This window comes from Rhizobium sp. BR 249 (assembly GCF_047445895.1).
GTDB lineage: Bacteria > Pseudomonadota > Alphaproteobacteria > Rhizobiales > Rhizobiaceae > Rhizobium.
Map to the genome: position 1 here is coordinate 114292 of NZ_JARWKX010000003.1, position 14130 is coordinate 128421.

Here is a 14130-nt window from a genome sequence, read left to right on the forward strand (position 1 = left end):
CGAGACCGCTATGCCTCAGATACCGACTGGCGGCAATGTCCTGCACAGGCTTACGGCGAAAGAATGACTTGAGGCCATGTTGTCGCCGTTCATCACTCAATACTATCGGTGCCGATCTTGATGTCGCCGAGAGTGCGGAAGGTCAGCCGCGCGCCGATCGTCCAGTCGCTTCCCGACTCGTCGTCGGAGTCTCTGGTATCGGTATAGGCGATCGTAAAGATCGTGCATTCGTCCTCGTAGGTGAGGCCGAGCGTGCGGCGGCTGAGCACGTCATTGTTCAGATCCCAGGCGACGCCGCCGAAGATCGACCAGTAGTCCTTGAACTTGATGCTGCTGTTGGTCTGGATCTCGTCGTTATCGTCGGCAAAGCCATAGGCCGGTTGCGCGCTGAGATGGGTGTAGGTCACCCGCGAGGAGAAAGTGTCGTTCTGGTAAGCCGTCGTCAGGTCGCCGCGGCGGAAATCGAAATCCTTCTCGTCCAGGCGATAGGAGGCGGTCACGGAAACGCCGAACGGTGTTTCGACGCCACCGAGGCCGACATAATCGGAGCGGGAGGTCTCGAGGCCTGAATCCGCGCCGACATTGACGAGGTCGCTGGTCGCGAACGAGTTCTGGCCGGCGATCTGATACGACTGGCCGAAGATGCCGTGCAGCTTGTAACCGCTGTCGAAGGTGCCGGTATACTGAATGCCGACATTGGCGCGGGTGCCGCCTTCGACACGGTCGTAGCCTGAGAACTTGTCGCGGTCGAACAGCGATGTGGCGTCGAAGACGAAGCTCTGCGCATCTTCGTTCGGCAGCCGTCCGGCAAGCTGCTCGTCGGGGCGTGCATAGATCTGCGCGATCGGCTCGAGGATATGGGTGCTGTTGTCGGTCGTCATCAGGATCGGATAACGCATCTCCAGCCCGGCGGTGAACATCGAACGGGTGGCCGAATTGCCGTCATAGTAGTTGCCGGCGTAGCCCGTGGGGTCGTCCATGTTCAGTGCGAAGGCGTCGCCGCGGGCAGCCAGCAGCGGCGTGATCACCAGACCCGTCGGCGTGACGTAGGTACGCTTCCACTGCAGTTCCCCGGTCAGGCGCGAGGTCTGTCCCTTCAGGCCGCGGAAGCGGTCGAAGCCGTCGACGGTATAGAAATCGTCATGGGTGCGCGAAATGTTCGTGAAGTTGACATCGGCAGAAAGCTCGCCGCCTGCAAGAGGCTGCGGCGCTACGTAGTGATAGTCCATCGCGGGATAGACGATCGCCTGCTTCTTTTCGGCCGTGTTCTTCCGATCCGCATCCTGAACGTCGAAATAGAACGCCCGCATGTCGAAATAATTGCGCTTCCCAAGCCCGGTCAGATAGATCTGGTTGGTGCGCGGTGTCCCGCTCAAGCCGCGCAGCTTGTAGGTTTTCGAGAAATTGTTGTCGCTCTGCATCATGACGTCCCAGCCGAACGTCCAGCGCGGATTGATCCGGAATTCGGCCTTCGACGCCACCATGCCGCGCTGCTCGGCTTCGGCATCGCTGGTGCCGGAGGTGAAGTTGCCGGGATTTGCCTGGTCTATGCCCGCGACGCGCAGGATATGTGTGCCGTTTTCAAAACGCTGGCGGAATTCGCCTTCGACGAGGAAACCCTGAGCGGTGTAGCCCGTGGCAGTGACCGTCGCGTCCATGCTCGGCGAGATCACGTAATAATAGGGAATGGAAAGACCGAATCCGAGATTCTGCGACAGGCTCATCGTCGGAAAGAGGAAACCCGACTTGCGCTTCACCGTGTTATCGGGAACTTCGATGAACGGCACGAAGGCGATCGGATAGCCGAGCAGCTCGAATCGCGCCCGCTCCAGACGGATCGTGTGCGTCTCGCCATTCTGGATGACGCGTTTCGCCTTCACCTGCCAGAAGGGCGCGCGCTTCGGATCTTCGGCGCAGGGAAGGCAGGCCGTATAGACGCCTTTATTGAGGATCATCTTCGTGCCGCCGACCCGCTCGCCGCTTTCGGCGACGATACGCGTGTTGTCGGAGGTTTCGATCCGCAGCGAGTTCAGGAACCCGTCGGCGAAATTGTCGGTCACGTCGAGATTGTCGGCGTAGATTCGGTTGCCGTCGGGGCTGACCAGCTCGACATTGCCGAGCGCCATCATCCGGCCGGTCTTCTGATTGTACTCGACCTTCTGCGCGACCATTTTGTAGCCGCCATAATTGATCTGCACGCCACCGACCGCCGACACCAGATCGGCATCGCGGTTATAGACGAGCTCATTGGCGGAAAGCATAAGCTTTGCGCCTTCGGGAATCTTGTTTCCGATATTTTGTTCAGGGGTAGTGGCCTGGCCGTAGGAGGCCGGGACGCTGCCGAAATAGGAACATAGAGTCGCACCGGCAAGCAGGGCAACCAACTGTTTACTAAAATACTTGCGGTCGCCTGCCGCCACTAGCCATCCTCCTGATGAAGCAGAATAGTCGCGCCCAATGCCGACGCGACGATCACCGGTATCCACGTCGCCACGAAAGGAGGCACGACTCCACTGCTTCCGAATGCTTTTACAAGCACGGTGACGACATAAAGCACGAAGCCCGCGAGGATGCCACCCAGAATCACGGAGCGGGATTGGTTGAACCGGCTAAATTTTAGGGACACTGTTGCAGCAATGAGAGTCATCGCCACCAGCAGCAATGGCTGGGACAACAGGGAGTTGAATTGGGTCTCCAGCGCCTTGGTTGAGATGCCGAAGGACTTGGCCGCCGCAATGCGGTTGGAAAGGTCAAAGAAACCAATTGTTTCCGGCGCCGTCAGCCGCTCCTGGACGAAGTCCTGTTTCAGATTGGTGCGAAGTTGAACCGAAGCTTTACGCACGGGGATTTCGCCAGGCTTGCGCTCTACGACGGTGTTAAGCTGCCAGTAACCATCTTCCAATTTCGCCGTGGCGGCGTCCTGTCTCAGAATGACCTGACCCTTTGAATCGAAATGGATCAGCACGGCATCGACCAGTTTGGTTCCGTTCTCCTGAACCGTCTGGGCGCCGATGATGACATCGTCCCGGCCGCTGATCTGGCGCAGCCACGGAATCTGCGGCGCCTTGCGCAGAACCGCATTCTCGCCGCGCCAGTCGGATTCGACGAGAAGCGCCTGGCGCTGCCCCCAGGCGGCAAGCGGATTGAGCGCCGCCATCGTCAGCACCCCGAGCACCAGAGAGCCGAGGATGAAGGGAAACATGAACTGCCAGACGGAGATGCCGGCTGCGCGCGTAACGACGAGCTCATATTTGCGGTTGAGCCCGATCAGCACCGTCATGCCGACGAAGAGCGTGATGAACGGCACTGTTTGCTGCAGGATGAGCGGCAGGCGAACGGCAGTCATCAGGATGCCGCCGCCGATCGTATAGCCGGGCAGGCCGGACATGCGCCCCGCCGTCTCGCTGAAATCGAGGAGGAAGGCAATGGCCGACACGCCGATCAGGAACCAGCCCGTCGTCGCAAGATAGCGGCGAAAAAAATAACGCGACAATGTGCCGAACATCATTGGGCAGTGCCCCCGCCGGTCCGGCCTGCGGCTGCAAGCAGCCTCTCCTGCATCCGTCTCCAGAAAGACGACACCCGGTCCCGGATGAACGAAGGCATGACCAGTCGCTTGTGCAGGCTGAGGAAGACGATCGAGACGATACTGCTGACGATCGGAATCCCGTAAAGGACGGCGATATATTCAGGATCGGTGTCGATCTGATTGGCCGCGTAGAAGGCCGCCCAGCGCAGCGCGAAAGCATAGGTGAGCGCGCTGACCATCGGATGCAGCCGGGCTTCGCGATGCGAGCGCGCGTCGCCGGCGATCGCCAGGGAAAACAGTGCGAAGACGACCGGCAGAATCCAGTCCGTCAGCCGCCGGTGCAGCTCGGCGCGGTAGCTCAGCGGCCGGATCGTATAGTCCTTGTCGGTCGGATCAGGGTTGAGCAGGAACCACAGGTCCCGGTCGCTGGCACGCAGCGTCGCCTGACCGCGATTTTCCGTCATGTCCGAGAGGTCGAAGGAATAGGAATCGAAATTGATGACCGAGACGTTGCCGTCAGGCGTTTTGCGGTGAACCTCGCCGTCATGCATGATCAGCGTGGTGCCCTTGTCGTCGACGGCGCCTTCCTTGGCATAATAGATCAGTTCGTACGCCGGATCGCGCTCGTCGGCGACGAACAGACCTTTCAGCATGCGGCCGGCCATGCGCTGCGAGATCTGCACATAGAGGCCTTCATCGAGCTTGCGGAAGGTCTTTTCCTCGATCACCGAGGAGAGAAGGTCGGCATAGGTCTCGGCGATCATCTGGCGAACCACCGTCTTTGCCCTGGGCTCGACGATGTTGTCGACGAAGAAGGAAAAGACGCTGATGACGGCGGCAAGCAGCAGGATCGGACGAATGAGAACGCTTCGCCGTGCCCCCGCCGCATCGATGACGGTGAGCTCGGAATCGTTGTTCATCGTCGTCAATGTCTGCGTGACGGCAATGACGAGGGCGAAGGGCAGCACGACGGGAATGATCGACGGCAGGATCATCGTCGCAAGCTTGGCGAACGAACCGATAGACTGGCCGCTGTCGGTGACGAGGTTGATGCGCTGCAGAACCTGTGTCGTCCAAATGATCGCCAGCACGGGCAGCAGGGCCACGAGAAACATCTGGCCGACGCGCCGCAATATGTATGTCTCGAGTAGTTTCATGCCGGCCCTTGAAAGCACCTGCTCGCCCAAACGGCTTTGCAGGAGAATCCCTCTACGCTCTTTGTCGCGCTTTTGCGACAAGCTGGTGTCAAAAATTCATTCAAATTTCAGAATTTTTTTGGCCCTGTTGCGACTCAGTTAATGCCAGCAGTGCGGCGAAGATGACAAGCGAGGAAAGCCATCCGAGGACGACATCGGAAAGGTAGTGGGCACCGAACGATAGCCGTAGCGCCGGCGTCAGGATCGAGATCGTGGCCACCGGGGGAAACAGCGCATAACGCAGGGATTTCGGAACGAAGAGGAGAAGGCAGAGGAGCCAGCCCGCGCTTGCCGCCTCGCCGGAGACGAAGGAGCAGTTCGAGACGCATTTGCCGGCAAGCGAGCCCGCCTCGGCGAAATGCAGCGTACCGCCGAAAATGTCGGTCTGCAGGGGCCGCGGCCGGCCCCAATGTTCCTTCAGGATGACATTGACGAGCAGCACCGGCCCGATCAGCAGCGTCCCGAGCGCGACTTTGAGTTTGCGAGCCCGCTCGGCGTTAAAGGTCGCGCCATGCTGTTGATAACATTCGATAAGTTTCCACAGCATCACGATCGCCACCACATAGGGCAGACGGAAGAAGATGGTGCGCATCAGGTCGAGGATCGCCTCGTCGCGATAGGGAAAACCGCCGCAGAGGCTGTCGGCGGCGGCAGTCGCGTCGCAATCCGCGGCCACGAAAAAAAGCCGGGAAAAATAAATGTCTATTCCGGGAAAGGCGCGGAATAGGAGAAGCAGCGCCCACCACGTCCAGAACAACAGCAGGAATGCACCGAAAGTCGTTTTCGGCAGGCGGATTGCCAGGCCCCGCCATCGATTTTTCGAAAAAATTGTCAACGCGAATATCTACGAAACTGACGAAAACATGGAGGCCTTGGTGGCCGCGGGCGACCATAACAATTGTCGCAAGCCATTGACAGACCCGCCAAACGCGAAATTATCCGCGAGGAATGGATCTCAAAGAATCCCAGCGGAGAAGACATGTCAGCAAAGTTCGAAATTTCATTCTCAAAGTCGGCCAAGCTCAACGGCGGCCTGGCGATTCTGCTGAAGACGGCGGAGGCCGAGAGCGCTGCGGGCGTTGAAGCAGCCGATCCGGCAGGCGTGGTCGCCAAGGCTGCGAAGATTGGCCGTTTCTCCGCAAGATCGATGGCCGCGCTCGATATCGTCGCTCCCGAAGGCGCGCCCGTCGATCGCATCGTTGTCATCGGGCTTGGCAAGGCCGCCGAACTCACCCCTCATGACTGGCTGAAGGCGGGGGGCGCTGCGGCATCGAAAATCAAGAATACCGACAGGACCGCCGTCTTCATCGATGTTCCCGGCCTTAAGGCGAGCGCGCGGGCAGCCGCCGATTTCGCGCTCGGTTTGCTGCTGCGCGCCTATAGCTTCGATACCTATAAGACGAAGAAGAACGACGAGGACGAGAAGCCGGCGAAGTCAGTCAAGGTGACGATCGTCACCGCCGATCCTGCCGGCGCCAAGAAGGCGTTTTCCGATTCCGAAGCGGTTGCCGGCGGCGTCAATCTTGCCCGCGACCTCGTCAACGAACCGCCGAACGTGCTCGGCCCCGTCGAGTTCGCGGCCAAGGCGAAGGATCTGGAAAAGCTCGGCGTCGAAGTGGAAATCCTGACCGAGCGGGAAATGCGCCGTCTCGGCATGGGCGCGCTTCTCGGCGTCGCGCAAGGGTCGGTGCGTCCGCCGCGTCTCGCGATCATGCAGTGGAAGGGCGGCAAGGCCAAGGATCGTCCGATCGCCTTCATCGGCAAGGGCGTCGTCTTCGACACCGGCGGCATTTCGATCAAGCCGGCCGCCGGCATGGAGGAGATGAAGGGGGATATGGGTGGTGCGGCCGCCGTCACCGGCCTCATGCATGTGCTCGCCTCCCGCAAGGCCGCCGTCAACGCCGTCGGCATCATCGGCCTGGTGGAGAACATGCCTGATGGCAACGCCCAGCGTCCCGGCGACATCGTCACCTCGATGTCCGGCCAGACGATCGAGGTGATCAACACGGATGCCGAAGGCCGCCTCGTGCTGTGCGACGCGCTCTGGTACTGCAATGATCGTTTCAAGCCGCAGTTCATGATCAATCTCGCCACGCTGACCGGCGCGATCGTCGTGGCGCTCGGCAATGTGCACGCGGGCCTGTTCTCCAACGACGATCAGCTCTCCTCCCAGTTGACGGCGGCCGGCCTTTCCACAAACGAAAAGCTCTGGCGCATGCCGCTCGGCAAGGACTACGACAAGCTGATCGACAGCAAATTCGCCGACATGAAGAACACCGGCGGCCGGCAGGCGGGCTCGATCACGGCGGCGCATTTCCTCAAGCGTTTCGTGCAGGATACGCCCTGGGCGCATCTCGATATCGCCGGCACGGCGATGGGCTCGCCGCAGGACGAGATCAATCAGTCCTGGGGGTCCGGCTTCGGCGTCCGCCTGCTCGACGAGCTCGTTCGCGCGCATTACGAATCCTGATGACGGACGTTCTCTTTTACCATCTGACGGAATCGAAGCTGGAAGACGCGCTTCCGCCGCTCATCGACAAGAGCGTCGAGCGCGGCTGGCGCGTCGCCGTCCAGATGAAGGAAATCGCGCGGCGTGACACGCTGGATGCGCATTTATGGACCTATCGGGAGGATAGCTTCCTGCCGCACGGCACGGATGAGGCTGATTTCGCTGAGGATCAGCCCGTTTTGCTGACCGTTTCGGCGGAAAACCCGAATGCCGCCACCGTCCGCTTCATCATCGACGGCGCCGAACCGCCGCCCGCCGCGGACTATGAGCGGATCGTTTTCATGTTCGACGGTTATGATCAGGAGCAGGTCGAAGGGGCGCGTGCGCAGTGGAAGAAGCTGAAAGGCGAGGGACACAACCTCACCTATTGGCAGCAGACACCGGAAGGGCGCTGGGAAAAGAAGGGCTGACGCGCGAGCGTCAGGCCAAACCGCCTTCCGCCAGAACCTTGTCGATGAAATCCTTCTTTGCGCCGGTATAGGCGGCGCGGCTTTCGGCAAATTTCTGCGCCAGCCCGATCTTCAGCTCTTCATAGGCCAGCGCGAGCGCAGGATCGTTCTGCAGCCTGTCACGGAAGAAAATGTTCCGCCGCCAGTTGAAGCCCCGATATTCGACGACATGGGCGAGATGCGTGCGCGTTTCGCCCGTGATGCCTCGGCCGAAAAGATGGTCGTCGGGCACCATGTCGGTGCCGGCGTAGTCATAGCCGATCTCTTCCATCGGCTTGACGCAGGCAAGTCCATCCTCGAAGCGGGGGACGCCGATCATGATGTCGATGATCGGCTTTGCCTTGATGCCCGGAATGGCGGTGCTGCCGAAATGCTGGATATCGAGCGCGAGGGGGGCGAGCGCGTTGCGGATTCGCGCCTCTTCCAGCAGATAGGCCTCGCGCCATTTGGCATTGGGGTCGGAAAGCCTGACCGTCAGATGCCGGACGCCCAATCCGAACGATTCATCCTGCTCCTGCTGCATGGAAGCGGCCTTCGAGTGTTAGGCCGCCACTTTAGCATGTAGCCGGAGCGATGGCATCTGGCCAATCAATCGTGGAAGGCGTCGACGAATTTCCGCTTGCCGAGCATGAAGGCGTCGGCGACGTGGCGCAGCGGCGAGAGATCGACATCCGACTTGCCCGCCTTGATGATCTCGGCGAAGCGGCAATAGAGCGAGGGATATTCCTGTTCCGGTTCGGCGAATGTCAGCGTGCCGTTGACGGAAAGCTTGGCGCCGCCTTCGGAGAGAACCATCTGGCCGGCCGCCGTTTCCGCGACGATGTCCCAGCTCTGCTTGCCGGTCTGGCGCCAGTCGAATTCGGCATGAACGGGCAGGCCGGCGGCATCCTGGAAGCGAATGTCGGCAGCGATGGGCGCATCCCGATTTTCGGGGAATTCCAGCACTGCACCGGTGATGAAGAGCGGCGGCAGGATATGGGTGACGATCGACAGCGCATTGATGCCGGGATCGAAAACGCCGAGACCGCCGGCTTGCCAGATCCAGTCCTGGTTCGGATGCCAGTGGCGGACATCCTCCTTCCAGATCACATGCACGCTTTTGATCGTGGTCGAGGCAAGAAAGGCCTTGGCAGCCTCGACGGCCGGCGCATAGCGCGAATGCCAGCTGGCAAAAAGCGATGCAGCCTGCTTGGCGGCAAGCGCTTCGAGATCGGCGACTTCGCTGAGCGTCGCGCCCGGCGGCTTTTCCAGGAAGACGTGCTTGCCGGCGACCAGCGCCTTATAGGCCGCCTCATAGCGGTATTGTGGCGGCATGCAGAGCGAAACGGCATCGATCGAGGGTTCGGCGTCGAGCATCGCGTCGATCGTCGTATAGCTCCGGATGCCTTCGACCGTGCCGTGACGGCTCGCCGTGGCGACGAGCTCGAAATCCGGGTTCTTGGCGATGGAGGGAAGGTGCTGGTCGCGGACGATCTTGCCGACGCCGACGATGGCGAGGTTGATAGGAGACATGGTGTTTCGCTCGAGCCTGTGAAAAGTATGATTTATTGAGCTTGTTTTAGCAGAAAGAGAAGCGCCGACAAGCTCTCCTCGTCCATTCTATCGCATGATCGCCCGTCTATCTCATGATAGTTTGGCGAAGAAAGCTGTAACCCATTGCCGCGCGGGCGGCGCGCTCTTCGGAATTGCCGTCGCCGCCATGCCCGCCCGAGCCGAATTCATGGAAGAGCGGCCGATGGCCTGCCTCTTCCAGCCGCGCGGCAAAGCGGCGCGCATGCGAAGGGTGCACGCGGTCGTCATTGGCGGAACTTTCGATATAGACCGGCGGGTAAGTCACGTCGCTCGCGGGGCTGACATTGTGAAGCGGCGAATAGCCGAGCATGAAATCCCGGTCTACCGGCGTATCCGGGTCGCCATATTCGTCCATCCAGGCTTTTCCCGCGCTGAACAGGTGGAAGCGTGTCATGTCGAGCACCGGCACCTGGCACCAGACGGCGCCGAAATCCTGTGGGTAGCGCGTCAGCATGACGCCTGTCAGCAGGCCGCCATTGCTGCCGCCCTGGCAGGCGATCCGCGACGGCACGGTGTAGCCGCGGGCGACGAGATCGCGGGCGATGGCGACGAAATCGGCAAAGGCCTTGTCCCGTCCCTGCCGCTTGGCGCTGCGATACCAGTCGGGTCCGAATTCGCCGCCGCCGCGGATATAGGCCTGCACATAGGCGCCGCCTTGCTCCAGCCAGCGTCCCGTCACGCCGGAATAGGTCGGCGACAGCGAGACATCGAAGCCGCCATAGCCGTAAAGCAGCACCGGCAGCGCCCCCTTGGTCCACTGCCTTGGCAAGACCAGCCGGTAGGGCACTTTCGTTCCGTCTTCCGAGACGGCTTCCAGCAGTTCGGATGACATATCCGTTGCGTCGAAATAACTCGGCGCAGCCGCGACGAAAATCGGTTCGGGCTTTCTGCTGCGATCCGAGAGTTCCAGCCGGTAACAGGCCGGAGGCTGGAGAAAGCCCTGACCGACGATGTAGAGCGTATCGTCGCCGAGGTGCAGATCCGCGTGCAGCGGCCTGAAATAAGCTGTTTGCATGTCCGCGGGCAGCGCGATCTCGCATTGTTCGGCATCAGCTCTTGTCAGGTCCAGCACTATCAGACGCGGACGCAGCCGATCGGAAATCATGAAGACGCACCATTCACGCATCAGCATGATCTGTGAGACGGACTGGCCCTCGCCAGGCTGGAACAGGACACGCTCCGGCCCGAGTATCGTCTGGGATTTCGGGTCGAAACGTTGCAGCACGAGGCTGCCCGTGGGAACGCGCTCATCGGTTTTTGCGCGCCAGAGGCAATGATCGCGATTGAAGTGAAAGTCGGCTTCTTCAGGCAGATCGATGCGCCGCCGCGTTCCGTCGTCTGCGATGAGGAACGCGCTTGAGACGCCGATCTCATGGCCGGCGACGAAAATCTCGATCAATCCGGCATCCGCCGGAGCGCCCGACAGGGTGGGATCGATGACGATATTGGAACCGTAGACGTCCTCGTCCGCAGCTTCGAACATGATGGCGGCATCTTCCGGCCGCTGCCCGCGCTTCAACCGCCGGCCGACGCGCGGCCATCCGGAGCGGGTTGCCGAAAATCGATCGATGGAGCCGAAATAGCAGATTTCGTCACGGCTCAGCCAGGTGGCATGCGATCGCACGGCGGGCGTGTCGAAGCCGCCCTCGACGACCTGTTTTGTTTCCGAGTCGAATTCGAGCAGCCGGATGAGATCGGAGCCGCCGTCCGACAGAACGAGTAGCACCCGCGTCGGCTCCCATGCGCAGGTCACGGCGCCGCGCCAGTTCCAGCGCTTGCCCTCGCTGGCGCAGAAGGCGTCGAGGTCGAAGACCGGCTGCCAATCGGCATCGGGCAAAGGGTTCTGGTCGGCGAGCAGGCGAAGCCAGACGCCGAGCGGATTGTCCTTGGTCTGACGGAAGTCGAACAGCCAATCGCCTCGTCGAAAGGGGACGACGAGCCTATCCTGTCGCTCGATCAGCGCCTTGATCGCATCGCGGTCCGCGGCGAACTCGGCCGTTCTGAGCACCGTGTCGGAATGCGCATTGTGCTCGTCGATGAACTGGCGGGTGCGGAGGTCGTCGTCCGTTTCGAGGTGAAGATTCATGTCCGACCTGCCTGATTCCGTTGACGTCGCACAGATCTACCCCATCGGCCCGGAAATCGGAATCGATTTCGGAAAGCGCGATGTGCAGCACAGTCGCCGATATTCCGCGCAGTTAGCGCGAAATTCGCGCCGGCCGCGCGAGCCCGAGATGATCGCGGAGGGTCGCGCCCTCATATTCGGTGCGGAAAAGGCCGTGCTCCTGCAGGATCGGCACGACCATCTGCGTGAAATCTTCCAGCCCTTCGGGAAAAAACGGCGGCATGATGTTGAAGCCATCGGCGGCGCGGCTTTCAAACCAGAGCTGCATCCGGTCGGCGATCTCGACTGGCGTTCCAAGCACGATATGATGGCCGCGGCCGGCGGCAACGCGCAGCGCCAGCTGGCGGATGGTCAGGTTCTCGCGTCTGGCAAGCGCAGTCAAAAGCTCGGCGCGGCTGCGAAGCTGATCGGAGATCGGAAGGTCCGGCAAAGGGCCATCGACATCGTAATCGGCAAGGCTGTGGCCGATGCGTTCTTCCAGAAGCGGCATGGCGCTTTTGATATCGGTCCATTTGTCCAGTTCCGCAAGCTTGTCCGCGGCTTCCTTGGCCGTGCGCCCGATCACCGGCAGGAAGCCCGGCATGACGGCGACGTCGTCCGGCCGGCGTCCGAAATGGACGACGCGCTCCTTGACGCTTCTGTAGAAGGCCTGCGCCTCATCGAGGCTCTGCTGCGCGGTGAATACGACGTCGGCGGTGCGGGCGGCGAGGTCCTGGCCCGGACCGGACGATCCGGCCTGGATCAGGATCGGATGTCCCTGCGGCGCGCGCGGAATGTTCAACGGCCCTTTGACCGAGAAATATTTGCCCTTGTGATCAAGGATATGAAGCTTAGCGGGATCGGCATAGACGCCGCTCTGCTTGTCCTTGACGAAGGCATCGTCGTCCCAGCTGTCCCAGAGGCCGCGCACGACATCGACGAATTCCTCGGCCACGGCATAACGCTCGTCATGCTCCGGATGAGCCTTGGAGAAATTGTTCGCCGTGCGGGCGTAGGAGGTCGTGACGATATTCCAGGCGGCGCGGCCGTGGCTCAAGTGATCGATCGAGGCGAAGGCGCGGGCGGTGTGATAGGGCTCGCCGTAGGTCGTGGAGGCGGTTGCCGCGAGCCCGATCTTGTCGGTCACCACGGCCAGCGCGGACAGCAGCGTCAAGGGTTCGAAGCGCGCGATCGTCGAGGGATGCGCATCGGCGCCGCTGGTCAATCCGTCGGCCAGAAACACCATGTCGAATTTCGCCGCTTCGGCGATCTGCGACACGCGCCGCAGCAGGTCGAAATTCTCGCTTCCCGCCTCGGCGTGAGGGTGACGCCAGCCGGATACGTGGTGGCCGGCTCCTTGCAGGAACAGGCCCAGATGGATTTCTCTTTTACGGGTCATGGCAAATCCTTCGTCAGAAGTTTGGGGCGACATCCTGGTTGAGCAGCGCCAGCAATCGGCGAAGGTCGGCGGCGCTGCTCATTGTTCGGACGAGCGACGGGATATCCGCGTAGGCGGGATGGTGCGCCGTCGCGTCGCGAAATTTTTCGGTCGGATCGGTGATCCCCGGCAGGCCGTCGAAGCGGCGGCGTATCGTGCTGCCGTCGCGAAGCAGGATATCGACGATCACGAAGCGGGTCCGGGGATCGCTCGACATGCGCGGCGCGCTCTCGTCATGACGGCGACCGGCGCGCCGGGCCAGTTCCATCAGTCGCGGCGCAGCAGGCTGCTCGTCGAAATGGTCGAGCCGCAGAGCCCCATCGATGAGGGCGGCGGCGAACACGTATTCGGGACTGAAGCGCGCCTCGATCCCGTTTGTCGGTTGGCTCACCACCAAAGCGGCATCGGCGCCGGGCGGGTAGGTGAACACGACCTGCTCGATTGCGTCGGCGCTGAGGCCTTCGCGGTTGAGGTCGATGCCGAGAGAGGCGACCGGGTGGCTGGCGGTGCAGCAGGGATAGGCCTTCAATGTCAGCCCGGGCGCCACGATCTGCCAGGGCGAACCCCAGTTCTCGGTCAAGGCGGACAGGCGTTCGGCACCGAAGGCATAGGCCGAATGGAAGCCGACCGGATTGTCGAGGAAATCGGGTACGCCGCCGAAACCGGCAGCCGCCAGTCGCGCCGACAGGAGGCCTGATCGCGCCGCCATGCCGGCATGGAAAGGCTTGGCGTCGCTGCCGAATTGCAGCCGCAGGCCGGACGATTGCGTTGCCGCAAGGCCGAGCGCGACGGCCGTCTCGTCGATGGAGGCGCGCGTCAGATGCGCGATTGCGGCCGCCGCGCCCGCTGTGCCGAGCGTTGCCGTAGCATGAAAACCGTTCTCGTAATGCTTCGAGCCGAGCGACAGTCCGAGCCGCGCCATGGCTTCCAACCCGACGATATAGGAGGCGACCAGCGCATCCGCGGAAAACACGCGCTCGGCGGCAAAAGCCAGCAGCGCCGGGATGATGACGGTGGTCGGATGGCCGCGCACGCTTGCGTGCACGTCGTCATAGTCGAGTACATGGCCGGCATGACCGTTGACGACGGCGGCAACAAGCGGATCGGTTCGGCGCGCGCTTCCGATCAGGATCGCGTCGCCTGGCAGGCCGGCCCCGACGGCATCGGCCAGGATTCCGGTCGTGCGATCCCGGGCGCCCGGGATCGCGCAGGCGAGAAAATCGATGATCGCCGTGCGGGCCGCATCCATCGCCGCGGCATCTTTCGATGGATCGGAGGAGACGATCGCCTGGGCGAATGCAGAAGTCAGCGGCGCTGATGTGCTCGTCATGAC

Annotated in this window: 11 protein-coding genes; 2 read left to right on the top strand and 9 right to left on the bottom strand. The window is 61.7% G+C overall.

The window, feature by feature from the left end; translation table 11 throughout:
• Positions 1-92: 92 nt before the first annotated feature.
• The 4 genes from QD408_RS04510 to QD408_RS04525 form a co-directional block, all read right to left on the bottom strand.
• On the bottom strand, positions 93-2420 hold the full coding sequence (locus QD408_RS04510) for an LPS-assembly protein LptD (protein WP_088682030.1): 2328 nt from the start codon (positions 2418-2420) through the stop codon (positions 93-95).
• On the bottom strand, positions 2420-3508 hold the full coding sequence (lptG, locus tag QD408_RS04515) for an LPS export ABC transporter permease LptG (protein WP_088682031.1): 1089 nt from the start codon (positions 3506-3508) through the stop codon (positions 2420-2422). Before lptG ends, QD408_RS04510 begins: the two co-directional genes overlap by 1 nt.
• Positions 3505-4686, bottom strand: coding sequence for an LPS export ABC transporter permease LptF (gene lptF, locus QD408_RS04520; RefSeq protein ID WP_088682096.1), 1182 nt, complete (start codon positions 4684-4686; stop codon positions 3505-3507). Before lptF ends, lptG begins: the two co-directional genes overlap by 4 nt.
• Before the next feature lie 100 nt (positions 4687-4786).
• A complete protein-coding gene (locus QD408_RS04525; RefSeq protein ID WP_088682032.1) occupies positions 4787-5560 on the bottom strand; it encodes a phosphatase PAP2 family protein in 774 nt (257 codons plus the stop codon).
• A 144-nt stretch (positions 5561-5704) separates the two neighbouring features.
• Between QD408_RS04525 and QD408_RS04530 the strand changes: the two genes are divergently transcribed.
• Together QD408_RS04530 and QD408_RS04535 are read left to right on the top strand one after the other, a co-directional pair.
• Positions 5705-7195 carry a leucyl aminopeptidase gene (locus QD408_RS04530; protein WP_414138482.1) on the top strand — a complete coding sequence of 497 codons (1491 nt, stop codon included), beginning with the start codon at positions 5705-5707 and terminating at the stop codon, positions 7193-7195.
• Positions 7195-7644 (top strand): DNA polymerase III subunit chi, encoded by a 450-nt coding sequence (locus tag QD408_RS04535; RefSeq protein ID WP_414138483.1) that lies wholly within the window; start codon positions 7195-7197, stop codon positions 7642-7644. The genes QD408_RS04530 and QD408_RS04535 overlap by 1 nt, the downstream gene beginning before the upstream one ends.
• 10 nt (positions 7645-7654) lie before the next feature.
• On the opposite strand, the gene QD408_RS04540 is transcribed toward QD408_RS04535, so the two are convergent.
• The 5 genes from QD408_RS04540 to QD408_RS04560 all read right to left on the bottom strand — a co-directional run bounded on the left by QD408_RS04540 (position 7655) and on the right by QD408_RS04560 (position 14127).
• Positions 7655-8206 (bottom strand): GrpB family protein, encoded by a 552-nt coding sequence (locus QD408_RS04540; RefSeq protein ID WP_414138484.1) that lies wholly within the window; start codon positions 8204-8206, stop codon positions 7655-7657.
• Between the two features lie 65 nt (positions 8207-8271).
• Positions 8272-9195 (bottom strand): Gfo/Idh/MocA family protein, encoded by a 924-nt coding sequence (locus QD408_RS04545; protein ID WP_414138485.1) that lies wholly within the window; start codon positions 9193-9195, stop codon positions 8272-8274.
• Between the two features lie 106 nt (positions 9196-9301).
• Entirely contained in the window at positions 9302-11341 is a 2040-nt protein-coding gene (locus QD408_RS04550; RefSeq protein ID WP_414138486.1) for a prolyl oligopeptidase family serine peptidase, read from the bottom strand.
• Positions 11342-11453: 112 nt separating this feature from the next.
• The gene (locus QD408_RS04555; RefSeq protein WP_414138487.1) at positions 11454-12758 is read right to left on the bottom strand and encodes an LLM class flavin-dependent oxidoreductase; all 1305 of its coding nucleotides are present in this window, start codon (positions 12756-12758) and stop codon (positions 11454-11456) included.
• A gap of 13 nt (positions 12759-12771) precedes the next feature.
• A complete protein-coding gene (locus QD408_RS04560; protein ID WP_414138488.1) occupies positions 12772-14127 on the bottom strand; it encodes an MmgE/PrpD family protein in 1356 nt (451 codons plus the stop codon).
• Between the last annotated feature and the right edge of the window lie 3 nt (positions 14128-14130).